At 54.9% G+C, this 22,228-nt stretch carries 30 protein-coding genes, 3 tRNA genes, 1 rRNA gene and 1 other RNA gene; 19 read left to right on the plus strand and 16 right to left on the minus strand.

The window, feature by feature from the left end:
- Positions 1–24 precede the first annotated feature (24 nt).
- The 9 genes from TEU_RS04080 to TEU_RS04120 form a co-directional block, all read right to left on the minus strand.
- The gene (locus tag TEU_RS04080) at positions 25–780 is read right to left on the minus strand and encodes a hypothetical protein (protein WP_050002577.1); all 756 of its coding nucleotides are present in this window, start codon (positions 778–780) and stop codon (positions 25–27) included.
- A gap of 56 nt (positions 781–836) precedes the next feature.
- Positions 837–2,156 (minus strand): NAD(P)/FAD-dependent oxidoreductase, encoded by a 1,320-nt coding sequence (locus TEU_RS04085; RefSeq protein WP_050002578.1) that lies wholly within the window; start codon positions 2,154–2,156, stop codon positions 837–839.
- Positions 2,157–2,212: 56 nt separating this feature from the next.
- Positions 2,213–2,509 (minus strand): type II toxin-antitoxin system RelE family toxin, encoded by a 297-nt coding sequence (locus TEU_RS04090; protein WP_158506634.1) that lies wholly within the window; start codon positions 2,507–2,509, stop codon positions 2,213–2,215.
- Positions 2,476–2,685 (minus strand): hypothetical protein, encoded by a 210-nt coding sequence (locus TEU_RS04095; RefSeq protein WP_050002580.1) that lies wholly within the window; start codon positions 2,683–2,685, stop codon positions 2,476–2,478. The genes TEU_RS04090 and TEU_RS04095 overlap by 34 nt, the downstream gene beginning before the upstream one ends.
- A 46-nt stretch (positions 2,686–2,731) precedes the next feature.
- A complete protein-coding gene (gene pyrH / locus TEU_RS04100) occupies positions 2,732–3,409 on the minus strand; it encodes a UMP kinase (protein WP_050002581.1) in 678 nt (225 codons plus the stop codon).
- An 86-nt stretch (positions 3,410–3,495) separates the two neighbouring features.
- Entirely contained in the window at positions 3,496–4,662 is a 1,167-nt protein-coding gene (locus TEU_RS04105; protein ID WP_050002582.1) for an NAD(P)/FAD-dependent oxidoreductase, read from the minus strand.
- The gene (locus tag TEU_RS04110) at positions 4,655–4,924 is read right to left on the minus strand and encodes a (2Fe-2S)-binding protein (RefSeq protein WP_050002583.1); all 270 of its coding nucleotides are present in this window, start codon (positions 4,922–4,924) and stop codon (positions 4,655–4,657) included. Before TEU_RS04110 ends, TEU_RS04105 begins: the two co-directional genes overlap by 8 nt.
- A gap of 1 nt (position 4,925) precedes the next feature.
- Positions 4,926–5,435 carry a 4Fe-4S dicluster domain-containing protein gene (locus TEU_RS04115; RefSeq protein ID WP_050002584.1) on the minus strand — a complete coding sequence of 170 codons (510 nt, stop codon included), beginning with the start codon at positions 5,433–5,435 and terminating at the stop codon, positions 4,926–4,928.
- Positions 5,432–6,868 carry an FAD-dependent oxidoreductase gene (locus TEU_RS04120; RefSeq protein WP_050002585.1) on the minus strand — a complete coding sequence of 479 codons (1,437 nt, stop codon included), beginning with the start codon at positions 6,866–6,868 and terminating at the stop codon, positions 5,432–5,434. Before TEU_RS04120 ends, TEU_RS04115 begins: the two co-directional genes overlap by 4 nt.
- Before the next feature lie 124 nt (positions 6,869–6,992).
- Here TEU_RS04120 and ffs point away from each other — a divergent pair.
- The 9 genes from ffs (at position 6,993) to TEU_RS04160 (ending at position 11,389) form a co-directional block, all read left to right on the plus strand.
- An RNA gene (ffs, locus tag TEU_RS11475) (signal recognition particle sRNA) lies at positions 6,993–7,306 on the plus strand.
- A 47-nt stretch (positions 7,307–7,353) separates the two neighbouring features.
- Positions 7,354–8,352 (plus strand): pyridoxal-phosphate dependent enzyme, encoded by a 999-nt coding sequence (locus TEU_RS04125; protein ID WP_050002586.1) that lies wholly within the window; start codon positions 7,354–7,356, stop codon positions 8,350–8,352.
- Positions 8,353–8,389: 37 nt separating this feature from the next.
- Complete coding sequence (locus TEU_RS04130) at positions 8,390–9,289, plus strand: dihydroorotate dehydrogenase (protein WP_174412704.1); 900 nt, start codon at positions 8,390–8,392, stop codon at positions 9,287–9,289.
- Positions 9,290–9,369: 80 nt separating this feature from the next.
- On the plus strand, positions 9,370–9,606 hold the full coding sequence (locus TEU_RS04135; RefSeq protein ID WP_050002588.1) for an AbrB/MazE/SpoVT family DNA-binding domain-containing protein: 237 nt from the start codon (positions 9,370–9,372) through the stop codon (positions 9,604–9,606).
- On the plus strand, positions 9,594–10,001 hold the full coding sequence (locus TEU_RS04140) for a PIN domain-containing protein (protein ID WP_050002589.1): 408 nt from the start codon (positions 9,594–9,596) through the stop codon (positions 9,999–10,001). Before TEU_RS04135 ends, TEU_RS04140 begins: the two co-directional genes overlap by 13 nt.
- Positions 10,001–10,720, plus strand: coding sequence for a 7-cyano-7-deazaguanine synthase QueC (gene queC / locus TEU_RS04145; RefSeq protein WP_050002590.1), 720 nt, complete (start codon positions 10,001–10,003; stop codon positions 10,718–10,720). The genes TEU_RS04140 and queC overlap by 1 nt, the downstream gene beginning before the upstream one ends.
- Before the next feature lie 64 nt (positions 10,721–10,784).
- Complete coding sequence (locus tag TEU_RS04150; protein ID WP_227738765.1) at positions 10,785–11,006, plus strand: DUF4405 domain-containing protein; 222 nt, start codon at positions 10,785–10,787, stop codon at positions 11,004–11,006.
- Between the two features lie 218 nt (positions 11,007–11,224).
- Positions 11,225–11,301, plus strand: a tRNA-Phe gene (locus TEU_RS04155).
- Between the two features lie 10 nt (positions 11,302–11,311).
- A tRNA-Gly gene (locus tag TEU_RS04160) sits at positions 11,312–11,389 on the plus strand.
- Positions 11,390–11,666: 277 nt separating this feature from the next.
- On the opposite strand, the gene TEU_RS04165 is transcribed toward TEU_RS04160, so the two are convergent.
- Both TEU_RS04165 and rrf read right to left on the minus strand, forming a co-directional pair.
- Positions 11,667–11,744 (minus strand) — tRNA-Asp (locus tag TEU_RS04165).
- A 10-nt stretch (positions 11,745–11,754) separates the two neighbouring features.
- Positions 11,755–11,876, minus strand: a 5S ribosomal RNA gene (gene rrf, locus TEU_RS04170).
- A gap of 90 nt (positions 11,877–11,966) precedes the next feature.
- Here rrf and scpB point away from each other — a divergent pair.
- The 4 genes from scpB (at position 11,967) to TEU_RS04190 (ending at position 14,944) form a co-directional block, all read left to right on the plus strand.
- The gene (gene scpB, locus TEU_RS04175; protein WP_050002591.1) at positions 11,967–12,575 is read left to right on the plus strand and encodes an SMC-Scp complex subunit ScpB; all 609 of its coding nucleotides are present in this window, start codon (positions 11,967–11,969) and stop codon (positions 12,573–12,575) included.
- A gap of 116 nt (positions 12,576–12,691) precedes the next feature.
- Entirely contained in the window at positions 12,692–13,762 is a 1,071-nt protein-coding gene (locus TEU_RS04180) for an OB-fold nucleic acid binding domain-containing protein (RefSeq protein WP_050002592.1), read from the plus strand.
- A gap of 1 nt (position 13,763) precedes the next feature.
- Positions 13,764–14,141, plus strand: a complete 378-nt coding sequence (locus TEU_RS04185; RefSeq protein WP_050002593.1) for a replication protein RepA — start codon at positions 13,764–13,766, stop codon at positions 14,139–14,141.
- The gene (locus TEU_RS04190) at positions 14,138–14,944 is read left to right on the plus strand and encodes an OB-fold nucleic acid binding domain-containing protein (protein ID WP_050002594.1); all 807 of its coding nucleotides are present in this window, start codon (positions 14,138–14,140) and stop codon (positions 14,942–14,944) included. Before TEU_RS04185 ends, TEU_RS04190 begins: the two co-directional genes overlap by 4 nt.
- A gap of 44 nt (positions 14,945–14,988) precedes the next feature.
- Here TEU_RS04190 and TEU_RS04195 read toward each other — a convergent pair whose 3' ends face one another.
- The 3 genes from TEU_RS04195 to TEU_RS04205 are packed head-to-tail and all read right to left on the minus strand — an operon-like array spanning position 14,989 to position 17,317.
- A complete protein-coding gene (locus TEU_RS04195; protein ID WP_050002595.1) occupies positions 14,989–15,369 on the minus strand; it encodes a hypothetical protein in 381 nt (126 codons plus the stop codon).
- Between the two features lie 5 nt (positions 15,370–15,374).
- A complete protein-coding gene (locus TEU_RS04200) occupies positions 15,375–16,208 on the minus strand; it encodes a geranylgeranylglycerol-phosphate geranylgeranyltransferase (protein WP_050002596.1) in 834 nt (277 codons plus the stop codon).
- Positions 16,209–16,255: 47 nt separating this feature from the next.
- Positions 16,256–17,317, minus strand: coding sequence for a Clp1/GlmU family protein (locus TEU_RS04205; protein ID WP_050002597.1), 1,062 nt, complete (start codon positions 17,315–17,317; stop codon positions 16,256–16,258).
- Between the two features lie 147 nt (positions 17,318–17,464).
- On the opposite strand from TEU_RS04205, the gene TEU_RS04210 reads away from it, so the two are divergent.
- Positions 17,465–17,929: an Lrp/AsnC family transcriptional regulator gene (locus tag TEU_RS04210; protein ID WP_050002598.1), complete on the plus strand. Its 465-nt coding sequence runs from the start codon at positions 17,465–17,467 to the stop codon at positions 17,927–17,929.
- Here the strand turns inward: TEU_RS04210 and engB are convergent.
- Entirely contained in the window at positions 17,924–18,478 is a 555-nt protein-coding gene (engB, locus tag TEU_RS04215) for a GTP-binding protein EngB (protein WP_050002599.1), read from the minus strand. The two genes, TEU_RS04210 and engB, sit on opposite strands and share 6 nt — an antisense overlap.
- A gap of 92 nt (positions 18,479–18,570) precedes the next feature.
- Between engB and TEU_RS04220 the strand changes: the two genes are divergently transcribed.
- Positions 18,571–19,221: a hypothetical protein gene (locus TEU_RS04220; protein ID WP_050002600.1), complete on the plus strand. Its 651-nt coding sequence runs from the start codon at positions 18,571–18,573 to the stop codon at positions 19,219–19,221.
- On the opposite strand, the gene TEU_RS04225 is transcribed toward TEU_RS04220, so the two are convergent.
- The gene (locus TEU_RS04225; RefSeq protein WP_050002601.1) at positions 19,218–19,388 is read right to left on the minus strand and encodes a preprotein translocase subunit Sec61beta; all 171 of its coding nucleotides are present in this window, start codon (positions 19,386–19,388) and stop codon (positions 19,218–19,220) included. The two genes, TEU_RS04220 and TEU_RS04225, sit on opposite strands and share 4 nt — an antisense overlap.
- 138 nt (positions 19,389–19,526) lie before the next feature.
- Here TEU_RS04225 and TEU_RS04230 point away from each other — a divergent pair, with 138 nt between their 5' ends.
- From TEU_RS04230 to TEU_RS11965, 4 genes are all read left to right on the plus strand, one after another.
- Positions 19,527–19,907: a 30S ribosomal protein S6e gene (locus tag TEU_RS04230; protein WP_050002602.1), complete on the plus strand. Its 381-nt coding sequence runs from the start codon at positions 19,527–19,529 to the stop codon at positions 19,905–19,907.
- A gap of 76 nt (positions 19,908–19,983) precedes the next feature.
- Positions 19,984–21,216, plus strand: a complete 1,233-nt coding sequence (gene eif2g, locus TEU_RS04235; RefSeq protein WP_050002603.1) for a translation initiation factor IF-2 subunit gamma — start codon at positions 19,984–19,986, stop codon at positions 21,214–21,216.
- A gap of 30 nt (positions 21,217–21,246) precedes the next feature.
- The gene (locus TEU_RS04240; RefSeq protein ID WP_050002604.1) at positions 21,247–21,660 is read left to right on the plus strand and encodes a PIN domain-containing protein; all 414 of its coding nucleotides are present in this window, start codon (positions 21,247–21,249) and stop codon (positions 21,658–21,660) included.
- A gap of 387 nt (positions 21,661–22,047) precedes the next feature.
- Complete coding sequence (locus tag TEU_RS11965) at positions 22,048–22,173, plus strand: hypothetical protein (RefSeq protein ID WP_265100833.1); 126 nt, start codon at positions 22,048–22,050, stop codon at positions 22,171–22,173.
- Positions 22,174–22,228: the final 55 nt, after the last annotated feature.

The following is a 22,228-nucleotide window of genomic DNA, read 5'->3' on the forward strand; positions in this document are numbered from 1 at the left end:
AATTTGAAAATATGCGGGAAGTCCTCAGACTTCGTTTGTCTTAATCTCCTGTATCTCTGTCCTCTCGGTGCCTGTGATAATGGTGGTAATTTCCACTCCTCCCTGCTCGGAGACCGTTGTGAGGGTGTATCTGAATACAACCTCGACCGGGAACCCGCCCCTGAACCTCAGAACGGCGGTTCCTTTTATTGTGGCATTGCCGTCCCTACCTGCTTCCGGCATCTCCGATAATGCCAGGGTGTTCGTCAGGTTGTAATAGAACTCCTGCGTGCCGTTTATGAAGTCAGTTTTGATGGGTTCGAGCTCAACGAGGGCTCTTTTCACGATGCTGACCGGGTTTATGGACTCAAAAAGACCTTCAATGACCTCAGGGTCGGTCAGGTTTTCCTTTCTGCCCATTGCTTCGATGTAGGCGCTCTCGTTGGTTACGACAATCCTTGATTTGAGCGTTGACGGGCCCATAGCGGCCGTTGAGTTTACCTCTGCCCTCCTGTTTGTGATATCAACGTAGCCCACCTTTACGTTCTTTATGCTCACCGTCTGGTTTGCTTCCCCTATTATGGTCGTTGCGATGCCTGTCGTTTCGGTCCGGAATCTGACGAACGTTATCGTTTCGAGGTTCTGGAGGAGCTCCTCTTTGCTGTAGTTCCTCAGCTCTTTCAGTGGCATGAGCGTGGTGGTCGCGGTCTTGGAATTGTTCGTCGCTGTGTCGCTTTCCCCTGAGATGCACCCTGAGGCTAGAACCACTATTAGGAGGAGAACGACGAGGTGACGTTTCATTCAATCACCCGGTCAAGTTGAAAATGCAGACTTTAAAAAAGTTGTTGAGAAGAGGCTCATCTGAACCTTCTGAGGGCCATCTCGGCGGCCACGCTTATCGGGTCTATCGTCGGGCTCACAGGCGGAGCGTAGGCGGTCTCAAGGTAGACGACGTCCTCAACGGTAGCTCCTTTCTGGGCGAGCGCCGACAGCGTCATTATCCTGCCCCAGACGCGTTCTCCACCGACTATCTGGGCACCGATGAGCCTCCTGTCGGACTTCCTGAAGATGACCTTGACTGTTATCGGCTTTCCGCCGGGGTAGTACTCCGGCTTGGTGGAGCCTTTGAACTTGCCGACCGCAACATCGATTCCCTCTTTCTTTGCCCTCTCCTCTGTTATGCCGAACGTGCCTATCTCAAGGCCGAACAGCTCGGTTATGGCGGTGTTGAAGACGGGCCTGAAGGAGACGTCCTTTCCGGCTATATGTTCGGCAGCAACCTTCGCCATTCTTACCGCCGTCGTTCCGAGCTGACTGAGCGTCCTCTCGCCGGTCACCGCGTCAATCACCTCCGCACAGTCGCCTATCGCGTATATGTCCGGGTCGCTCGTCTGCAGGTGCTCGTTCACCACTATGCCGCGGTTAACTTCGAGGCCAGCTTCCCTGGCGAGGTCAACGTTCGCCCTCACGCCCGTCGCGACAAGTACAAGGTCGGCCTCAACCTCTTCGTCGCCTATCCTAACTGCCTCAACGGGACTGCCGAGTATCTCGCTAACTCCAACGCCGAAGCGGAAGGAGACGCCGTGCTTCTCCATCTCCTCCTGGACGAGCTTGGCGGTGTCCCTGTCGAGCATCGTCGGCATGAGTCTGTCCATGAGTTCAACGACAAGGACTTCCATGCCGAGTTTGGCAAAGGCCTCGGCTCCCTCAAGGCCTATAAGCCCGGCACCTATAACGACGGCCTTCTTCGGCTTCCTCTCGGCTATGTAGGCCTTAATCCTCCTCACGTCGTCGAGGCTCTTGAGGGTGAAGACGCCCTCGTTCTCAACACCCTTTATCGGCGGAATGAAGGCCTTTGAGCCGACGGCAAGGACGAGCTTGTCGTAGGGGACTTCGCCCTTGTCGGTGACCACGACCTTCCTCTCGCGGTCTATGGCTTTAGCTTCGGTGTTGAGCATGAGGTTGATTTTCTGCCTCTCGTAGAACTCGTTCGGGAAGACGATAACATCTTCGGGCTTCTCGATCGTGCCGCTGATGACGTGCGGCAGGGCGCAGGGTGAGTACTGCATGGTCGGCTCTTTTCCAATGACAGTTATCTCGGCCTTCCTGTCGAGCTTGCGCATGAACAGCGCGAAGTTGCTTCCGGCTGTGCCAGAACCGACGACCACGATTTTCATGAGCACCACCGGAGGGAGAAAGGCGCGGAGGTATAAAAAGTTGGCTTTTGGTTAGTTCAACGATAGGCCCTTTCGCGGGGTTCAACCTTCAGGATAACAACGGTGTTCTCGTCCCAGCGGATCGTATAAAGAACCCTGTAATTGCCAAGTCTAACTCGGTAAGCCCTCTCAGAACCACGCATCTTTTTGACGTCAAAACTTTCCACTGGAACTGGATTGATTTTCAGGGTCTCAACGAGCTCGGCAAAACGCTTTATATGAGCTGGAGGGAGACTTCTTATCCCTTTCTCGGCTCTCTTGCCGATGATGACCTTGAAGCTCATAGTCCAAGCTCCCTCTTCAGCTCTTCCCACTCCTTCCCGCTCTCAAGGGCCTCCCTTTCGAGGGCTTCTATTTCCTCGGGGCTTTCACCTTCTTCCTCCTCAACGAGCCTCGCCTTGAGCATCAGGAGGGCCTTTTCCATCTCGTCCAGTCTTTTCCTCATCTCGCGAATATCGTAGAGGAGAACGTTTATCGGGTCGGCTTCCATGTTCTCACCGCCTTTGGATAGGCAGGAGAATATAAAAGGGTTAAGCTTAAGGCTCAACAACAGTCCCGTTGTGCCTGCCCTTCACGACGTCGAAAAGATGGTATGCATCGCTCTTGCCCACGATGTAGGTCTTTATCTTGCCGCGCTGGATGAACTTCGCGGCTAAAGCATCAACAACGCCGCTTCCTCCAGCCTTGCTCTCGGCCTCCATTGCAATCTCGACGAGCCCTTCCGGCGTTATCCTGTCGAGCTTCCTCGCGTTCGGGTTCTTTTTCGGATCCGAGTCGTAGACGCCGTCAACGTTGGTGACGACGACGAGAAGGTCGGCCTGAAGGTACTCAGCGAGAAGAGCCGAGACCGCGTCCGTCGTGTGGCCTGGGTGCGTTCCGCCCATTATCGGTATCTTCTTGAGCTGGATGACCTCCCACGCCTTACGGAAGTCCTGGATAACGAAGGGATATGCCTTTTCGCCGAGGGCAGCTATCAGGAGCATCGCGTTGGCCCTTGTGATGTGGATTCCAATGTAGTCCTTGAAGGTCTCGTTGGGCGTGAATGTCTTCGCGGCTTGGATGTACTTGCGCGCGACCTTTCCACCGCCGACTACAACCGCTACCTCGTGGTCTTCGCTTATCTTGATGAGCTCGTACGCTATCGCCTTAATGAAGTCCACGTCCGGGTCGTCGGGAACGAGAACTGAACCGCCTATGTCAAAGACTATTCTCATGATGACCCTCACGGTGCTAATCGGGGCCCCTTTATAACCTTTTTCTCGACGCTGGGGTGTTAAAAAGAAGGGGCGCGAGAAAGCGCTCATCCAATCTGGAAGGCACTCGTACGGAGCTCTCCGCGCTCGAAGCGGTACGGGTCGTACCACTCCCAGTCGAGCGGTACCCTGCTCCTTCCTTTGGTCATGAACTCCGCCATCGCCTCTCCAACGGCAGGCGCCATCATGAAGCCGTGCCCGCTGAAGCCCGCCGCTATGTAGAAGTTGTCGAGGAGCTTTCCGATGGCGGGGTTCTTGTCGGGAGTTTTTGCATAGAAACCTGCCCACTGGCGGACTATGTGGGCGTAGCGGAGCGGAGGGGCTATCTTTACTGCATACTTCAGAACCCCGCGCAGGAAGTCGTAGGTCGGCTCGTAGTCGTTGAGGCTCCTTGCTTTGTGCTCTATCCCAGCACCGCAGATTATTCCGCCGTCCTCACCGTCCTGGATTATGTAGGCGTCGTCCCAGGCCGGCGGGCAGACCAGTGGTTCTGCCTGTCCCCTCTCCAGTGGTTCGGTCTTGACGAGCTGGTGCTTGTAGGCCTTAATTGGAACAATGTCGCGCCTTAAGCCCGCCATCTCGTTGATAAGCGGTGCCCACGCATTGGCCGCGTTCAGGACGGCATCAACTTTAACTGTCTCGACCTTTCCGTTGCTCCTGAATTTGACTGCAGTTATCTCGTCCCCCTCGCGCTCCAGAGCCACAACCTCCGTGTGCTCGCGCGCGTCAACGCCCAGTTCCTTGGCTTTCATGAGATAAGCAAAGAGCGTCTTGAAGGGGTTGGCCTTTCCGTCCATCGGGTTCCAGGCCCCGGCCAAGAACGGCTCCGTGTTGAGCGGCGGGACTATTTCCTTTGCCTCGTCCATATCTATGAGCCTCGTGGGAACGCCAAATCTGTTCTGGAGCTTTATGTTGTTTTTAAAGGCTTCAACCTCCTCTTCGCTCGTCGCCAGGAAGAGGTAACCGGAGTGCCTGAAGCCTATCTCGGCCTCGAGCTCCTCCTCGAGCTTCTCCCACCGCTCGATGGAGTACTTCATGAGCCTGATGTTCGCCTCGTCCGTGAACTGGGCGCGGATGCCCGTTGCACAGCGGAAGGTCGAGCCGGAGCCGAAGTAGTTCTTCTCGAAGATGACTACCTCCTCGCCGAGCTTCGCCAGCTCGTAGGCGGTGGCAACGCCCGTTATCCCGCCGCCGATGATGGCTATTTTACTCATCGTCACCACCCACTATGACCTCTACGCGGACGGGCCTGGTCGGAACCCTCGCCTTCGGGAGCGGTATCTCCTCTGGCCTCTTCCCGGTCTTTCTGGCTAGTATGCCGAGGACTATTGGAATGCACGTCCTCCCCTGACAGGGCCCCATGCCTATGCGAGTTAGACGCTTTATCTCCTCGATGTCCGTGACGCCTGAATCAATGAGTCTCTCTACATCTTCAACGGTGACGTCGTTACAGCGGCAGACGATTTTCTTCCCCATATCACTCACCCCTCTCGACCTTCACAGCCCTTACCTCCCAGGCGAGCTCGATGGGCACTTCTACCGTGATAATCGGCGTGTCGCCCTTGGTTTTCTCCCTGGGGACTACCGTGATGACTTTGCCCCTCCCAACAGGCTCTCCGACGCGGTTGAGGAGAACAACCTCTTCGCCTCTCTCTGGAACGGGGAGAAGTTCGTGGGGCATCGTTATTCTCGCCTTGTCGCCGACGTAGTGCACCATGAAGAAGGCCAGGCCAGGGCATATCTGGACGCAGAGGGAGCAGCCAATGCACTTCTCGTAGTCAACCATCGGCAGGTCGTTGGGTGTCGGCATGCTTATGGCGCCGGTGGGGCATATCTCCCTGCACGGGGCGCAGGGTATCTCCTGCGGGCACTCGGGGACGGCGACGGGCTTCACCCTCAGCCTCTCCTCGCTCGGTTTCGGGATTATCTTGAAGAGCTCCTCCGGCGTTATGTAGCCGTTTCTGAGGTAGGCAGGGATTTCACTCATTCTCTCACCACCAACGCCTTCTTTATGCCCTCAAGCACGTGCCTGCCAAACGGCCCGGAGCGGAACTCCTCAAGGTCGCGCTGGGCCTTCTCCATCTCCTTGAGCCAGCTCTCGTCCGCTATGCCGAGCCTGAGGGCGGCGGCTATGCCCGCTATCTTCCCTTCGAGCATGGCGGTTGTGGCTTCCTCTATCCCAGCAGAGTCGCCGGCAACGAATATTCCCCTCACAGTGGTCTCCATCCACTCGTCGCGAACGGCTACATGGCCTCCGAGCTCGCGGACGAACTTTATCTGACAGCCGGCCTGGTGGAGTAGCTCGATGCTCGGCCTCAAGCCTACGGCGAGGGCTATGACGTCAACATCGAAGACTTTCTCGGTTCCGGGTATCGGCCTCCAGTTCTCGTCCAGCCTGGCAACGACAGCCCTCTCAACCTTCTCCTTCCCCTCGGCGCGCAGGATGGTGTGCCTCGTTAGTATCGGAATGCCTAAGCGCCTGACCTTGGCGGCGTGGACGAAGTAGCCCCCAATCTTGGGCATGGCCTCCACTATTGCCTTGACCTCAACGCCGGCCTGGAGGAGCTGGTAGGCGAGGATAAGCCCAACGTTTCCGGCTCCGACTATGAGAACCCTGTCGCCAGGCTTGACCCCGTAGGTGTTCATGAGGGTCTGAATCGCTCCCGCGCCGTAGATTCCAGGCAGGTCGTTGTTCTCGAAGGGTATCATCTTCTCCATGGCACCGGTGGCAACTATGACTGCCCTTCCGCGGAACTCAATCAGCTCGCGGTTGTCCCTGACGGCAAGGACGAGCTTCTCGTCACCCTCCTGGAAGATGCCGACGGCGGAAGTTTTGAGGAATACCTCGATGTTTTCCCTCTTTCTGGCCTCGTTCTCAAGGATTTTCGCTATCTCTACGCCCCTGACCCCCGCAAACTGCTCGCGTTTGCCGAAGAACTTGTGCGTCTGCTTGACGAGCTGGCCGCCGAGCATGTGGTTCTCGTCGAGGAGAACGACCTTTGCCCCTGCGTCTGCCGCGTGGATGGCCGCCATCAAGCCAGCCGGGCCACCGCCGATTACCACGATGTCACCCTTTACTACCTTTGCATCCTTGAACTCCGGCGGTTTTGCGTCCCTGGGCAGTTTGGCCTTCCCGTGCTGGGGCTCTATGGCCATGCCGTCTTCCACGAGGGTTATGCAGGAGCGGACGTTTGGGATTCCGTTGACGACCATGAGGCAGGAGGAACACTTGCCTATTGCACAGAAGAGTCCTCTCGGGCGCTTTTCGTTGGGGGAGTAGTTGAGAACCCGAATCCCCGCGGCATGTAGGGCCGTTGCAATTGTTTCTCCCTCGTACGCCTTGATTGGCTGGCCTTTGAAGTAGATTGTGACTTCCCTGCCACGTTCAAACCTGAGAACAGGATGTTCATTAAGGCGCATTAAACGTCACCTATGAATGAATGCTCTGCTTTGTTTATGAAAATTTTTCAATCCGAAGGTTCTCCACCTTTGGTTTTCTTGCCTACCAAAGCTTTATATATCGGGCCGTGGATAAGGTAGCTGGCGGCGGGCTAGGCCGGGGGGTTCGGCGTCCCCTGTAACCGGAAACCGCCGATATGCCGGGGCCGAAGCCCGGGGGGCGGTTCCCAAAACCGCGCCCCGAAGCCGGGGTATAACGATGAGCCCTCGTCCCGGGGGGCCGGCGGTGGGCGAGGTCCGGCTGGAGGGCCGGGCTAACGCCCTTTGCCCGCCGAACCCCGCCAGGCCCGGAAGGGAGCAGCGGTAGGCGGGACGTCCGGCGCTCCCGGGGTAGCGGGGGTGAGGGAGCCCCGGTGGAGGGGCGCGGCGGAGGGTTCCCACCCCCGGGCGCGCCCGCCGCCACTAAACTTTTGAACGGTTCTATGTAAATCTTAACGGTGGTTCCTATGCACCCTAAGGTAGGTTCCCTTCTCTCGAAGTTCCCAAGGGTTGAGCTTGTAAGGTGGGAGACGCCGATTCAGTACCTCCCGCGCGTCAGCAGGAAGCTCGGCGTCGATGTCTACGTCAAGCGTGACGATTTGACCGGCTTTGGAATCGGCGGAAACAAGGTGAGAAAGCTTGAGTTTTTGCTGGGCGATGCCGTGGCCAAAGGGTGCGACACGGTCATAACCACCGGCGCCGTTCACTCAAACCATGCCTTCGTCACGGCCCTCGCCGCGAAAAGCCTCGGTCTTGACGCTGTCCTCGTCCTCTATGGAAAGGAGCAGCTTAAAGGCAACTACCTCCTCGACAAGCTTATGGGGATAGAGACGAGGGTCTACGACGTTGAGAGGACAAGCGAACTCTGGCCGATAGCTCAGAAGGTTGCAGAAGAATTGAGGAATGCGGGTAAGAAGCCGTATCTGATTCCTGCTGGAGGTGCTTCCCCAGTGGGAACGCTCGGCTACGTAAGGGCCGCCGGCGAAATATACTCTCAGATTAGACAGCTTGGCGTCGAGTTTGACTCCGTTGTTGACGCCGTTGGGAGCGGCGGGACGCTGGCAGGTCTGCTCCTCGGTTCAACGATAATTGACGCTCCGTGGCAGGTCGTCGGTATAGACGTCGGGGGCTTCGTCGAGGGGCTTAACGAGCGGGTGAAGAACCTCGCGCTTGAGGCGGCTGAGCTTATGGGCCTCAGCGTTGATGTCCCCGAGCCAAAAATCTACGACTACGGCTTCGGCGCCTACGGAAAGATAGTGAGGGAAGTCGCGGAGCTCATAAGGTTCGTCGGAACGAGCGAGGGAATAATCCTCGACCCCGTCTACACGGGAAAGGCCTTCTACGGCCTCATGGAGCTGGCTGAGAAGGGCGAGCTCGGCGAAAGCGTGCTCTTCATACACACCGGAGGCTTTCCGGGGGTCTTCCACTACGGCGAGGAGATGCTTGAAACTATCAAAAAGCCTTAAATTCCCTTTCACTTTTTGCCTTTGAGGTGTCAAGATGGTGAGCCTTGAGGTCGAGCTCTTCGGGATACGCTTCGAGAATCCGCTGATTCTCGCGTCTGGAATCAACGACAAGGTTCCCGAGCAGTGGATACGCGCCCACGAGGAAGGAGCCGGTGGAGTCGTTACGAAATCAATCGGAATCGAGCCGAGGAAAGGTTACGACAACCCCACAATCGTCGAGCTTCCCTATGGTTTGATAAACGCGATGGGTCTGCCGAACCCGGGCTGGAAGGGCTTCCTCGAGATGGTTGAGGGCTACACCTTCGACTTCCCGCTGATAGTCTCAATCTTCGGCGGAACGCCTGAGGAGTTCGCCTTTCTCGCCGAGAAGCTGAGCGACGTCGCTAATGCCTTCGAGCTCAACCTCAGCTGTCCCCACGCGAAGGGCTACGGCATGGAAATCGGTCAGAACCCGGAGAACGTTTACGAGGTTGTGAAAGCCGTCAAGGACGCCACCGATAAGCCGGTTATCGCGAAGCTGACGCCGAACATAGACGACATTACGAAGCTTGGCTTAGCCGCTGAAAAGGCTGGTGCAGATGCCGTCTCGGCCATAAACACGCTGAAGGCAATAGCCATTGACATCTACGCGAGGAGGCCAATCCTGAGCAACCGGGTTGGGGGCTACTCCGGGCCCGGCGTTAAGCCCGTCGCGCTCAGAGCGGTTTACGACCTCGCGAAGGTTCTTGACATTCCAGTGATAGGCATCGGTGGAATAACAACGTGGCAGGACGCGGTCGAGTTCCTTTTGGCCGGGGCCTCGGCGCTCCAGATTGGGACGGCGGTCTCGCTCAGGGGCTGGAAGGTCTTCAGGGAAATCAACGAGGGCATCGAAGCCTACCTCGAAAGCGAGGGCTTTTCGAGCGTGGAGGAGATAGTCGGCCTCGCTCTTGGCTGAGGTTTTATCCTGTTTTCCCGTGCCCTTTCTGGCCAAAAGAGCTTTATAGGGGAAAGTCTACTATACTATGGTGGGCTACTATGCCGATAACGAAGGTGACCCGGAACTACCAGATAACGATTCCGGCCGAGATTAGGAAGGCCCTTGGCATAAAGCAGGGCGAATACCTCACAGTTGAGCTGAGGGGAGATGAGATCGTCATAAGGAAGGCCGAGGTAGAGTGGCCAAGCCTTGATCTTGGCAGGGACTTTACACCGGAAGAAATTGAGAAGAACACTGAAAAGATTCTCAGGGAGGCTTCCAAATGGAAAGAGTAGCCGTCGTGGACACGAACGTGCTCATTTACTCAATCAACAGAAGCTCTGAGAAGTACGTAGAAGCAAGGGACCTCATACATTCCCTCGACAGAATCGTCCTGCCGACGATTGTGGTATACGAGTTCATATGGAATCTCGCAGTAGTGGGCGTTGTCCCTCAAGAAGCCGAAAAAACACTATCACAAATCCTCCTAAACGAAAGAGTAGTGCTCGCAGACGACAGAAAATACTTGCTTTCGGCATTTGAACTCTTTGAGAACTTCAGCCTCAAGCACTACAACGACTCCGTAATCCTCGCGATAGCTAAAGAGAAGGGAACCCTTGCGACCTACGACAAAAAGCTTAGAAAGCGTGCGGAAAAACTGGGGATTAAACTGCTTCCGGAGGTGATCTAATGAAGCGCGCCGTAGTTTTGTTCTCCGGCGGGCTCGACAGCACGGCCTGCCTATACTGGGCGAAGAAGAACTACGACGAGGTCATAATGCTCACCGCTAACTACGGGAGCAACGAAGAGAAGGTTATGAACAGGGTCGCGGAGTTCTTCTCGAAGGAGCTGAACGTCCCGCTTAAGATTGTGAGGCTGGACTTCCTTGAGGAGTTCTCGAAGCTGAGGGGGACTACCCTCGTTGGCGGGGAGACCCCGAGGGTGAGCGCCGAGGAGCTTGAGGACGAGAACGTTGCCCAGGAAACCGCAAAGAGCGTGTGGGTTCCAGCAAGGAACCTCGTTCTCATAAGCGTTGCCGCCTCGCTCCTCGACGCCCTCGGTGGTGGAGACATAGTGGTGGGCTTTAACGCAGAGGAAGGGGCCACCTTCCCTGACAACACCCCCGAGTTCGTTGAAAAAATGAACGAGGCCCTGAAATACGGGACTATGGCCGAGGTCAGAGTGGTCGCTCCCCTGATAGGCCTCGACAAGAGAGGCATTGCGAGGCTCCTGAAGGAGCTGGGCGCAAAGTACGAGTACTCGAACTCCTGCTACATGCCAAAGGGCTTCACCGAGGACGGTAAACCTATACACTGCGGCGAGTGCGAGAGCTGCCTCAGGAGGCACCGCGGTCTGGTTGAAGCAATTGGGGAAGACAAAACGGTTTACGCGGTTGAGCCGAAGATTTGAACAGCATTTGTTCTTTCCAAACGTTTTTAATCGGATGTAAGATATATTCTTAGGAGGTGAAAAAATGAACATTGTGAAGGCACGGGCCATTCTCTCGACGGTTCTGCTTGTGGTGTTCATTGGCGTTCTGTTCGTTACGGTGGGAGTGTTATACACAACCAAGACCGGCCATCCATTCCTTGGCATGGATAAGAATCAGCTCTTTAACATCAGAAACGTCTTAGGGCCGCTGATGAACGCGCTGATAATAGTCCACCTCGGGCTGAACTGGGGCATGTATAAATAATGAGTTGAAAGTTCTTTTCAGAAAGTAAGGCCTGAAACTGAATCTCCCAACGGGAGGTAGCGTCGTCTTTCCACCGCCCGGAGAGGATAGGGCAGTTTGCCTAGTTGGGCCAGAAGATAGGGCTAATTTATGTTTTGGACTGTCAGTGAGGTTGTTGTGGTTCCGGCCCCACCACCGCAAGATTTATAAATCTCCCCCTTCCCCTTATCATTGGGCGTGGGGCGGTAGCTCAGCCTGGGAGAGCGCCGGACTGAAGATCCGGGTGTCGGGGGTTCAAATCCCCCTCGCCCCACCACTTCTCGCATGCGGTGGTAGTCTAGCCTGGTCCAGGACACCGGCCTTCCAAGCCGGTGACCCGGGTTCAAATCCCGGCCACCGCACCAGAAATTTTCTCCATTCCCTAAAGACTTTAAAGAGGAGTCTCGTTGAATTTTCACAAAGCTTCAGCGCCGGCATGTGGAGCGGGCTTCTGATGATTACCTAGTTCAGAAGAGCCTACTGAGAAGCTCGTAATCATTCCAAATTCTGTAGGCTCTCTTGATTGTGTCTTGTTTTTTAAGAAGTTCGGCTAAAACTGATGATTTGTTTAGATGCTTAATTAGAAGCAATGAGTACGTCAAAAAAGCACTTCTGGTGCAATGCTTATGTCAGAAAGTGTTTTGGCGCCCGGGCCGGGATTTGAACCCGGGTCACGGGAGTGACAGTCCCGTATGATGGGCCGGGCTACACCACCCGGGCGCGTGATAGTGGCCGGCGGCGTTCCCGGTTTCCCGCCCCCTCTCGGAGGGCAGTACACCCGGGAACGCTGGCGGGCTTAACTTCCGGGGTCGAAACGAGACCGGGTGTAACCCCGCCGCTATGGCCGCCGTGCCGATTCATACCTGTCGTGATGGGTTTATAAATTTTGCGGTCGAGAAGCTTTAATAAGCCCGCATGCCTTAACGTCTCCAGGTGTGGACTATGGGACTGCTGGAAGACAAGGCCCTCGTTGAAGCCGCTCTGTTTGTTTCAGGGAGACCTCTCAGTGTCAGGGAGCTCTCAAAGGCCCTTGGGATAAAATCCCTAGATTACCTTGAGAAGCTCATTGAACTCATAGCGGCCGAGTACGCCGAGAGGAAGAGCGCAATAGAGGTCGTGAAGGTTCTTGGGGACAAGTACGTCATGCAGGTGAAGCAGGAGTACAGCCAGAGGGTAATCCACCTCATGCCGAGGCCCGACCTGAGGACGGGAGAGCTGAAGACCCTCGCCCTAATAGCATATCTCCAGCCCATAGAGCAGAGCAAGATCATAAAGCTTCGCGGGAGCCAGGCCTACGAGCACATCAGGAAGCTCACCGAGATGGGCCTGATATACGCTGAGCCCTACGAGAGAACAAAGCTCCTTGGAACCACCCAGAAGTTCGCCGAGCTGTACGGATTCCCTGATAACGACCCCGCTATAATCAAGGAGGCCTTTAAGAAGGTCGTCCACGCCGAATACAGCGACCTTATAGCCAAGCTTGAGGGCGGTTCTGGTGATAATTCCGAGGAATCAAACGGGGAAAGCTCTGAAACTGGTAAGACTTCTTGAGCTCCTAGTTATCCTTTTTCTCCAATAACGCAGAAATGAAGCCATTTCTTGGCCAAAGAAGTTAGGAGGAAAAAGTTTAAATACTCCGCTTATCAATTACCATTAAGGTGAGTGCTATGGTAGGCCTTACAAAGGAGCAGATAGTTAATCGAATAATCCGGCATAGGGGCCTTTCAAAAGATGAAATTGAGGGGAGGATTGCCGAGCTGGCAATGACTCACGGTATTTCCGAGCACGCTGCAGCCGTCATGCTGGCCGAAGAACTCGGCGTCAAGCTCGATGAGGGGGAGGAGCTCCTCCACATTGCTGACCTGGTTCCGGGGATGAGCAACGTCAACATCGTCGCGAGGGTTCTGAGGAAGTTCCCGCCGAGGGAGTACCAGAAGAGGGACGGCACGACCGGAAAAGTCGCGAACATCATAATCTACGACTCCACCGGCCAGGCAAGGCTCGTCCTCTGGGATAACTTCGTCAACAGGTACTACGACGAGCTCAGTCCGGGCGACGTTATCAAGGTCATTGACCCTCTCGTCAAGGAAGGAATGAGGGGGATTGAGCTACACGCCAACTTCAGGACGAGGATTATCAAAGACCCCGACGACCCGCGCGTCAGCGAGATACCCCCGCTCGAAGAGGTCAGAACCTACAGCTACAGGAGAATGAAGATTAAGGACCTCGAAGGAAACGAGCGCTTCGTGGAGCTCAGGGGGACCATCTCCAAGCTTTACAGGGTGATAACCTACGACTCCTGCCCGGAGTGCAGGAGGAAGGTGGACTACGACCCGGCGAGCAACGAGTGGATATGCCCCGAGCACGGTTCCGTCAAGCCCCTCAAGATGGTCGTTCTCGACTTCGGACTGGACGATTCAACCGGCTACATCCGCGTTACACTCTTCGGAGACGACGCCAGCGAACTGCTCGGCGAGAGCCCGGAGGGGATAGATGAGAAGCTCAGGAAGCTCATCGAGGAAGGCCTGACCATGAGGGAGGCAGGCAGGAAGCTCGCGGAGGAAGTCTACTACCCGCTCCTCGGCAGGGAGATAATCGTCAGGGGCAGTGTTACCGAAGACAAGTTCCTCGGAACCCTGCTGAAGGCCAGAACCTGGGAAGAAATCAACGAGAGGCGTGAAATTGAGCTTGTGAGAAGGGAGCTTAGGGAAGTTTTGAAGGCCTTCGGTGGTGAGTGAAATGGAGGAGGTAAAGTTCAGGCGTAGAAAGCCCGCTGTCGAGAGGAAGATTGCCGAAATAAGGGAAGATGACACCCGCGTCTCCATTATCGGCAAGGCTTTCAAGGTCGACAAGCTCGACTACACCTTCTGGCTCGACGACGGTACTGGAGTCATACTCGTTGAGAGCGAGGAGAACGTCCTGCCCGAAAACGGCCAGATAGTTAGGGTCATCGGCAGGGTCATACGGAGCGATGAAGATGTTCACATTTTTGGCGAAGTGATACAGGACTTCAGCAACGCCGACCTGGAGGCTCTTGAAGAGATAAGGGAGCTCGAAAGGAAAGTCCTGCCGAAGATTGAAAACGTCATTGACTTCTTTGGGGGTGAGGAGCTATGAAGAAGCGCCTCCCAGCGAGCAGGGTTTACATCAAGGACATCCTTGACGGCTACTACGTGCGGAGCGAGGGCGACTTTGAGCCCAACTACCTCATAACAAGGGACGCGAGGAAGGTCTACCGCGTAAAGGTCGTCGCCACCGTAGTCAGGGAGCCCGTGATAAGCGACGACGAGACCTACGGCAAGTTCCAGATTGACGATGGGACTGGGACAATATGGGTTCTCGGATTCAGAGATGACACGCGCTTCATAAGGCTGGTCAAGAAGGGAGACCTCGTCCAGATAATCGGAAAAGTCGCCGAGTGGCGCGACGACAAGCAGATACTCGTCGAGGGAGTTGCGAAGGTAAGCCCGAACTTCTGGATACTCCACCGCTTTGAGACCCTCAAAGAGAAGGTCGAGCACGCCGAGAAGGCGAGAATGGCCTTTGATATCTACGACAGGTACGGTGTGACCGCCAAGGCAAAGGTCATAGCCAAGAACAAGGGCATTGATGAGGAGCTTCTTCAGACGATAGACGAACTTTATGCTATGATGCTCGAACAGAGGGCCCTTGAGGAGGAGCTGATAGAGGAGGAAGTAACCGAAGAGACCGAGGAGACACCTGTTAACCCTGAACTTGAGAAGGCCAAGGAGGCCATCATGAACCTCCTCCGGGAGAAGGGCAAGGCACTGTCCCACAAGTTTATCGTGAAGAAGCTGTCCAAGGAGTTTGACGAGGAAATAATAGAAGAGGCCATCAGCCAGCTCCTCGCCGACGGCGAAATCTACGAGCCGGAGATAGGCTTCTACGAGCCCCTCTGAGCTCTTTTCTTCTCTCTTCTATTGCCCAAAATAGTAGAAGGTATTCAGTACTGCTCGCGCATCGTCCTGATTACTGGATCGTGTATCAGCGTAGATGTTATGCTGTCCACCATGCGGAAGAACTCCTCTTTTCCTTCCTCAAGGCCAAGGCTCTCAATCCGAACCAGCTCGCAGTCCTTTCCGAGTATCCACCTGCCAAGGAGGATTTTTTCCCTGCCCCCTCTCTGGAGGTCGAGCCTTATGAGGCCGTAGGGTATGTCAGCCGTCCACCAGTTGGCCTTGAAGGTCACCCTCCAGCCTGCCGCCTCAACGACCTTGGCGAGCTTTTCTAGAGTCTTCGTGGGGCCGTGGGGAGTCTTGAACGTGAGTACGGTCCATAGCTCTTCGTTTTCCAGCTCTCTAACTATCTCGTCTCCAAACTCCATATCCATCACCTCACGAGTGAAGCTATCATGAACGCCACGACGGCGAGGAATATGCTTATTTTAAGTAACTTCTGCGAGAGATGGGCGGCCTCCCTGTCCTGCGAGCGCAGGATGAGGTAGGCCGAATAGAGGATTAATGCATCTACGGGCACCATCGCAATGTAGCTTACACCTACCCCTGCTTTGACGGGAAGGAACGACGCAATGACCGTGAGGAACGCGAAGAGCGCTCCTATGTAGGCCGACTTTTTCTTCCCTATCACTATCGGGAGGGTCTTTGCCCCCTTTGCGAGGTCTCCTTCAACGTCCTCTATATCCTTTATGACCTCCCTGGCGACGTTCACGAGGAACGCACAGAGGGCCAGGTGGCCCGCGAGACCTATCTTCCCTACCGCTATGGCGCCATAGAGCGGCGTTGCGGCCGTCAATCCGGCGACGACAACGTTGCCTACAAAGGGCAGAGGCTTGAGCTTCCAGGCGTAGAGGAACATCATGAGGTACGCCACTGCCGCGAATATGAGGGCGTAGATGCTTATGAGAGAGGCAAAGGCCAGGCCCAACGCAAACAGCACCATCGAGTACCAGAATGCTGCCCTCCTGCTCATCGCGCCCCTGGGCAGGGGCCTGTCCGGGCGGTTTATTCTGTCTATCTCGTAGTCGAAGTAGTCGTTTATCGTGTTGCCCGCCGCACACCCCAGCGTGACCACCAGGAAGACCAGCAGGGCCTTTGTGGGGTCTGGAAAGTGGCCCGCCGCCACTATTGCTCCGAGGAGGCCCACTACCCCCGCCAAGATGCAGTTGTGGGGTCTGGTTATTTCTACGAGGGCCTTTGCCTCCAAGTTACCACCGTCCAACTATTATGGTTAGCATTTAAAACCTTGTAGGTTCAGAGTTCGTCTCTCCTCAGGAAGGCCAGCTCCTCACCCGTCTCCAGGACTCTCATTCTGCCGAAGCGGATTTCCCTTACCTCGCTGAGGGCTTCTTCGCTGAGCGGGGTCAGCAGCTGGAGGGTCCCGTTGCTGAAGTTCACCCATTTGAGTATTCCAAGGCCAAGGCAGAGGCCGTCTCCGTCTATGAGGCCGACGAGCAGGTTGCTCAACTTTTCGAAGTCAACGGCGTGAATCGAGCGGTAGCCCCTCTGGAAGTTCTCCTCGTCCGCCTTCACCACCGTGTAGTGTCCGTCCCTCTCCCAGCCCGCCAGGACAAGCCACCTGAGGGCCCTTGAGAGGAGCGTTTTCTCGCTCTCTTCCAGTGGGCGGCCGTTAAAGAGTGAAGTCCCTGTTACGGCAACGTCTGAGAGGCTGAACTCGACAAGCCTGGAGCCGGAAAAGTACGCCTTCCACTTCTCGAAGCGTATCTCCCGCCTTTCGTCCCTTTCGACCTTCCGTGCGTTTTCGCTGACTCCAAGCCTGACGATTTCCCCGTAGGGAGAAAGCGCACGGGCCAAAGGCTCAAGCTCTCCCTCCTTCTGAAGGATTACGATTATGTCTGGCCTTATGAGCTCTGCCTTGAGGCGCTTCATCTCAAAGCCTGCCCCCGTCACGAAGCCGGTCGTGTCCACGATGACAACGTCTGCGCTCCTTTCTGCGATGTCCGTGAGCCTCTTTACTCCAACCGCCATCTCGCCTATGAACTGGGCCGGTGAGACCGTGCCTATGAAGTAGTGAGCCACCCCTTCCAGCTCTGAAGTCGTCAGGAACGGCTCCTCTGGAAACGCGAGGCTTACCGTGGCTGGTGGCAGGATTCCCTTCTGGCCCACGTCCGAGTCCACTATGGCAACGCTCTTTCCAAGCCCGATGAGCTCGTTGGCCAGGAACGTCACCAGTGTGCTCTTTCCGGTGTCCGGGCTGCCTATGGCCATGATTTTAACCGTGTCGCGTGATGACAGCTCTGCCAGGAGTTCTAACCTGTCGGGTGGGACATCGCGGGTGTACTTGGCCTTGTTCATGGTCTATGATTTTCGGGGGCAGTTAAAAAACCTTAGGTCTGAAACGCTTAGAAAAACTTATAAATCCTCCTGTTTCCAGTGCAAAAGCGAAAAATTTGATTTGACGTTTATCGCACTTGAATTGGAAAAATTGCAAGGTGGTGGAAAATGAGTGAAAAAAACGCCCTGACCTCACGACAACTCAAGCTCCTCAAGAAGCTCTATGAAGACGGGAGGAGGATTGAGGTTCACACAGTCGAGAAGACCCAGGACGAGCTTGCCAATGAACTTGGAATAACTAGGCAGGCCCTCAGCAACCACCTCAAGGTTCTCAAGGAGCTTGGGTACATAAGGACTGGCAGGGGCTTCATTGACCTCACAGACAAGGCCCTTGAACTGCTAGGCGAGAAGAAGGGGGACGTCTTCGTCTTCGTGAAGATAGAGCCCACAAAGAGGAGGCAGGTCTACAACGCAATAAGGAAGCTCAAAATAAAGAAAATCTACCGCGTCACCGGTGACGTGGACTTAATCATAGAGGCAGACAAGACGAGGCTCGACGAGATTCTTGAGGAGATAGCCTCCCTCGACGGCGTCAAGGAGACCAACACCCACCTCGTCCTTGAGACCCTATGACTTCGACCTCATTTTCTTTTCCATGAGTTTTTTGAGCTCCTCAAGGTTCTTGCCGAACTTCGCCGAGATTGGAACGAAGGTCTCTGGAATCTCCGAGTAGGGCACCCCAAACTTTTCGGCGAGGAAGTGTATAGTCCTCTCGACGTTCCTGACCTTGTCAATCTTGTTGACCGCAACCACCGTCGGTATCTCAAGCTCCCTCAGGAACTGGTAGAACTCCACGTCTATCGGAATCTCACCACGCTTCTCCCAGCGCTCTATTATCTCAGGGGAGGCTTTTCCGTCGACGACGAGGACTGCGAGCTCTATCTTGCCCGCGTTGTCCTCGATGAAGTGGACTATCTCGTCCTTTATTCGCTCCTGGACGTGCTCTGGAAGCCCGCTCATGAACCCGAATCCCGGGAGGTCTACGACTTTTTTTCCCCTCCACTCGATTTCAACGGGCTTCCTCGTCACGCCGGGCCTCTTTCCCCGCTTTACCTTCTTTCCAGTTAGCTTGAAGATGAGGGTGCTCTTACCAACGTTGGATCGCCCGGCAAATATTATCATCTTTCCCACCGGGCTGAAGTTCATTCGGGGCTTTTAAAAGGTTTGGCGGAAAGGTTAAGTATAGTTAGAGACAAACCTCTGCGGTGGTAGGCATGCCTGAGGATGCACGGGCTAACCAACTTGTAAACAAGTTCGTCATTTCCCTTACCGAGGGCAAGATACTTGGTTACGTCACCGACATAAACGTTGAGGTTGAGGGTGACCAGTTCTACTTCATCCTAAAGATGAAGGAAATCGAGAACCTCGGAAAAGGCCAGAGCATATTCACCAGCGAGAAAAAGCTCAAGATATCTCCCGACGACATAGTTAACGTCGGGCCAGACGTCATAATCCTCGGCGACGGCAAGGTACCCCCGCTCAGGGAGATTGAGAGGCTCCACCAGATAGCCGAGGAGTACAACAACCTCATGAGCGAGCTTGAGGCCAGAGAAAAACTCATCGAACAGCTCAAGGAGGAGAATTACCACCTTAAGCGGGAGCTTGAGGAGCTCCAGCGTGAGCTCAGGAAGTTCCAGATTATGAAGGACGACTTTGACCACCTCAAAGAACAGCTTGTGAGACAGGAGGGGCAGCTTGAGATGGCCAAGGAGTACATAAGGCTCCTTGAGGGACTCAGGGGAGACATTGACAAGATTAAGAGCGACGTTGAATCGCTGATCCAGAGGCAGCTTGAAGAGGTCGTTAGAGGGATAATAGACGAGGAGCTAAACGCAAGGGGATTGAAGAAAACGAGCTTCATTTAACCAAAGATGCTCGAACCGAAGGCGTGTAGCAGGATCTCCACCGCAACCAGTATGAGAGTCATTGCTATGACGCCCTTCGGGCTCACCTTTACTGCCCTCGTGTCCTCGTCGAAGAACCTCATGAGTCCTGCCCCGGTTGGGGGTAGTGTCGTCTTTTCCTTTGCCATACTATCACCTGCCTTGAGTTTTCCCCATGATATTTAAGCTTCACGGTGTTCACGGTAAGGTTTTTAAACGCTCCGTTCAAGACCGCTCGGGAAAGGGCTCTGCCCAATGAATCCCGCTGATGAATGGAGGTGGGAGGAATGGCCACTTTCAAGCTCGTTATATCGAACCCCAAGACCGGTATCGCGAAGCAGGTTGAGATAAGCGGTGGCGAGGCAGAAATACTCGTTGGAAAGCGCATTGGAGACGAGGTCTCGGCTAAGGAGCTTGGTCTCAACCTCAGGGAGATATTCGGCGACGAGAGCATTCCCGAGGATGCCAAGCTCAGGATAACCGGTGGAACCGACAAGGACGGCTTCCCCATGAGGCCGGACGTCCACGGCCCGAGGAGGGTCAAGATACTCCTCTCCAAGGGGCCAGGTTTCAGGCCCAGGGAGAAGGGTGAGAGGAGAAAGAAGACCGTCCACGGCAACACCATAAGCCCGAACATCGTCCAGGTCAACCTGAAGATAGTTCTCTGAGCCCCTTTGATTTTCTCTTCTCTTTGCGGTAACCTTAATAAACGTCTTCGTTTTCTAAGCTTAGGGGTGAGAGAAGATGGCAAAGAAGAAGGAGTTTAGACAGGCTGAGATTAACATAGGTATGGTGGGTCACGTTGACCACGGTAAGACGACGCTCACAAGGGCCCTCACAGGAATCTGGACCGACACTCACAGTGAGGAGCTCAGGAGGGGTATTACAATAAAGATAGGCTTCGCCGACGCGGAGATAAGGAAGTGCCCGAAGTGCGGCAAGTATTCAACTTCTCCGATATGTCCCTACTGTGGCGCTGAGACCGAGTTTGAGAGGCGTGTCTCCTTCATAGACGCCCCCGGCCACGAGGCGCTGATGACCACCATGCTCGCCGGTGCCTCCCTTATGGACGGTGCCGTCCTCGTCGTCGCCGCCAACGAGGGTGTGATGCCCCAGACCAGGGAGCACCTCATGGCCCTCCAGATAGTCGGCAACAGGAACATCGTCATAGCCCTCAACAAGATCGAGCTCGTTGACAGGGAGACCGTCCTCAAGCGCTACGAGGAGATAAAGGAGTTCGTGAAGGGAACCGTTGCCGAGAACGCTCCGATAATCCCGATTTCAGCTCTCCACGGTGCGAACGTTGACGTCCTCCTCGCGGCGATAGAGAAGTTCATACCGACGCCTGAGCGCGACCCGAACAAGCCGCCCAAGATGCTCGTCCTGAGGAGCTTCGACGTGAACAAACCGGGTACTCCACCGGAAAAGCTCATCGGCGGTGTTATTGGAGGCTCTATAGTCCAGGGCAAGCTCAAAGTTGGCGACGAGATAGAGATAAGGCCCGGCGTTCCCTACGAGGAGCACGGCAGGATAAAGTACGAGCCGATAACCACCGAGATAGTCTCCCTCCAGGCCGGCGGACGCTTTGTTGAAGAGGCTTACCCTGGTGGACTCGTTGGTGTTGGGACAAAGCTCGACCCGTACCTCACCAAGGGCGACCTCATGGCCGGAAACGTCGTAGGAAAGCCCGGCCAGCTCCCGCCGGTATGGGACGAGCTCAGGCTTGAAGTCCACCTGCTTGAGCGCGTCGTTGGAACCGAGGAAGAGCTCAAGGTCGAGCCTATCAAGAGGAGAGAGGTGCTCCTCCTCAACGTCGGAACCGCCAGGACGATGGGTCTAGTCACTGGCCTCGGCAAGGACGAGGTCGAGCTTAAGCTCCAGATTCCGGTCTGTGCCGAGGTCGGCGATAGAGTCGCCATTAGCAGGCAGGTCGGGAGCAGGTGGCGCCTCATCGGATACGGCTTCATTAAGGAGTGACCCCTCTTCTTTTCCTTTCCGGTGGTCGGCATGAAAAAGAGGGAGTGGCTTGTTGTCCCGGACACTAACTTCCTCCTCATCCCCGGCCAGTTTGGGGTCGACATAGTTTCCGAGCTCAACAGAATCCTCGACGTGAAGTTTAAAATCGTCGTCCCAAACGTGGTTCTCGAAGAGCTCGACGTCATCGAGAAAAAGACGCGAGGAAAGGATTTGCTCGCGGTCAGGATGGCGAAGAAATTAGTGGAGAGGTTTGAGAAGGTTGAAATTGGAAAGTTCGGCGAGAGGCCGATAGACGACCAGATTTACGACTTCGCGGTCAAAAACGAGCGCGTTATTGTCTGCACCAACGACAAGGGGCTGAAGAAGCGCCTCCGCGAGAAGGGCATCCCCGTCGTCTACCTCCGCTCGAAGAAGATACTTGAGCTTGAAGGAATGCTGGAGTAGTTAGGGCTTTTATCGGCTCAATGTTGCGGTGCTTTATCTCGAGCATTGTTCATTTAGTTTCAACTCCTCCGCAACTTTAAGGTAAAGCTCTATAGTCTTTTTAATGTTCCTTAGAACTTCTTTTTTAGCCCCCTGACTCACGCATCCCGGCAGGTTGGGACGTAGGCAATATAACTGCTCCCCGGCTGGTTCAAAGATAACCCAAAATTTCACCATTGTCCCCCAATACTCAACTTGTGGGCTATAAATTTAAGCCGATTCCATAGTTGTGCATAAACTATAATCCCTGTCCAAGGTAACCATCGGATCTTAATTATAAATTTAAACTTATTGTTGGAAACTTATTGTTTAAAAAAAGCTTAAATTATAATCAAATTCAAAGCACTGATGGAAAAATCTATAGGAGGGAGCACCATGGAATATCTACCACCTGTAGGGGGAGATATTGGGGTTCCAGCAGATACGTTTGTTGGAGTTAATGATGTGTTTGGAGTTAACTATGGGCTATATTAAATGCCGTTGGATACGCGTATGCTGCGGTAGTCTGGGTAGCGGTGGGCGCTATATT

Source organism: Thermococcus eurythermalis, assembly GCF_000769655.1.
Lineage (GTDB): Archaea > Methanobacteriota_B > Thermococci > Thermococcales > Thermococcaceae > Thermococcus > Thermococcus eurythermalis.

Bases quoted from the DNA above. Each gene is read 5' to 3' on its own strand.
- TEU_RS04180 (WP_050002592.1), top strand. From the start codon at position 12,692: ATGGTAGGCCTTACAAAGGAGCAGATAGTTAATCGAATAATCCGGCAT.
- TEU_RS04195 (WP_050002595.1), bottom strand. From the start codon at position 15,369: ATGGAGTTTGGAGACGAGATAGTTAGAGAGCTGGAAAACGAAGAGCTA.
- TEU_RS04240 (WP_050002604.1), top strand. From the start codon at position 21,247: ATGAAAAAGAGGGAGTGGCTTGTTGTCCCGGACACTAACTTCCTCCTC.
- TEU_RS04225 (WP_050002601.1), bottom strand. From the start codon at position 19,388: ATGGCAAAGGAAAAGACGACACTACCCCCAACCGGGGCAGGACTCATG.
- TEU_RS04230 (WP_050002602.1), top strand. From the start codon at position 19,527: ATGGCCACTTTCAAGCTCGTTATATCGAACCCCAAGACCGGTATCGCG.
- TEU_RS04135 (WP_050002588.1), top strand. From the start codon at position 9,370: ATGCCGATAACGAAGGTGACCCGGAACTACCAGATAACGATTCCGGCC.
- pyrH (WP_050002581.1), bottom strand. From the start codon at position 3,409: ATGAGAATAGTCTTTGACATAGGCGGTTCAGTTCTCGTTCCCGACGAC.
- TEU_RS04110 (WP_050002583.1), bottom strand. From the start codon at position 4,924: ATGGGGAAGAAAATCGTCTGCCGCTGTAACGACGTCACCGTTGAAGAT.
- engB (WP_050002599.1), bottom strand. From the start codon at position 18,478: ATGATAATATTTGCCGGGCGATCCAACGTTGGTAAGAGCACCCTCATC.
- TEU_RS04105 (WP_050002582.1), bottom strand. From the start codon at position 4,662: ATGAGTAAAATAGCCATCATCGGCGGCGGGATAACGGGCGTTGCCACC.
- TEU_RS04220 (WP_050002600.1), top strand. From the start codon at position 18,571: ATGCCTGAGGATGCACGGGCTAACCAACTTGTAAACAAGTTCGTCATT.
- TEU_RS04210 (WP_050002598.1), top strand. From the start codon at position 17,465: ATGAGTGAAAAAAACGCCCTGACCTCACGACAACTCAAGCTCCTCAAG.
- TEU_RS04190 (WP_050002594.1), top strand. From the start codon at position 14,138: ATGAAGAAGCGCCTCCCAGCGAGCAGGGTTTACATCAAGGACATCCTT.
- TEU_RS04150 (WP_227738765.1), top strand. From the start codon at position 10,785: ATGAACATTGTGAAGGCACGGGCCATTCTCTCGACGGTTCTGCTTGTG.
- TEU_RS04085 (WP_050002578.1), bottom strand. From the start codon at position 2,156: ATGAAAATCGTGGTCGTCGGTTCTGGCACAGCCGGAAGCAACTTCGCG.
- TEU_RS04095 (WP_050002580.1), bottom strand. From the start codon at position 2,685: ATGGAAGCCGACCCGATAAACGTTCTCCTCTACGATATTCGCGAGATG.
- TEU_RS04115 (WP_050002584.1), bottom strand. From the start codon at position 5,435: ATGAGTGAAATCCCTGCCTACCTCAGAAACGGCTACATAACGCCGGAG.
- TEU_RS04205 (WP_050002597.1), bottom strand. From the start codon at position 17,317: ATGAACAAGGCCAAGTACACCCGCGATGTCCCACCCGACAGGTTAGAA.
- TEU_RS04120 (WP_050002585.1), bottom strand. From the start codon at position 6,868: ATGCGCCTTAATGAACATCCTGTTCTCAGGTTTGAACGTGGCAGGGAA.
- TEU_RS04125 (WP_050002586.1), top strand. From the start codon at position 7,354: ATGCACCCTAAGGTAGGTTCCCTTCTCTCGAAGTTCCCAAGGGTTGAG.
- TEU_RS04080 (WP_050002577.1), bottom strand. From the start codon at position 780: ATGAAACGTCACCTCGTCGTTCTCCTCCTAATAGTGGTTCTAGCCTCA.
- TEU_RS04185 (WP_050002593.1), top strand. From the start codon at position 13,764: ATGGAGGAGGTAAAGTTCAGGCGTAGAAAGCCCGCTGTCGAGAGGAAG.
- TEU_RS04140 (WP_050002589.1), top strand. From the start codon at position 9,594: ATGGAAAGAGTAGCCGTCGTGGACACGAACGTGCTCATTTACTCAATC.
- eif2g (WP_050002603.1), top strand. From the start codon at position 19,984: ATGGCAAAGAAGAAGGAGTTTAGACAGGCTGAGATTAACATAGGTATG.
- TEU_RS11965 (WP_265100833.1), top strand. From the start codon at position 22,048: ATGGAAAAATCTATAGGAGGGAGCACCATGGAATATCTACCACCTGTA.
- queC (WP_050002590.1), top strand. From the start codon at position 10,001: ATGAAGCGCGCCGTAGTTTTGTTCTCCGGCGGGCTCGACAGCACGGCC.
- scpB (WP_050002591.1), top strand. From the start codon at position 11,967: ATGGGACTGCTGGAAGACAAGGCCCTCGTTGAAGCCGCTCTGTTTGTT.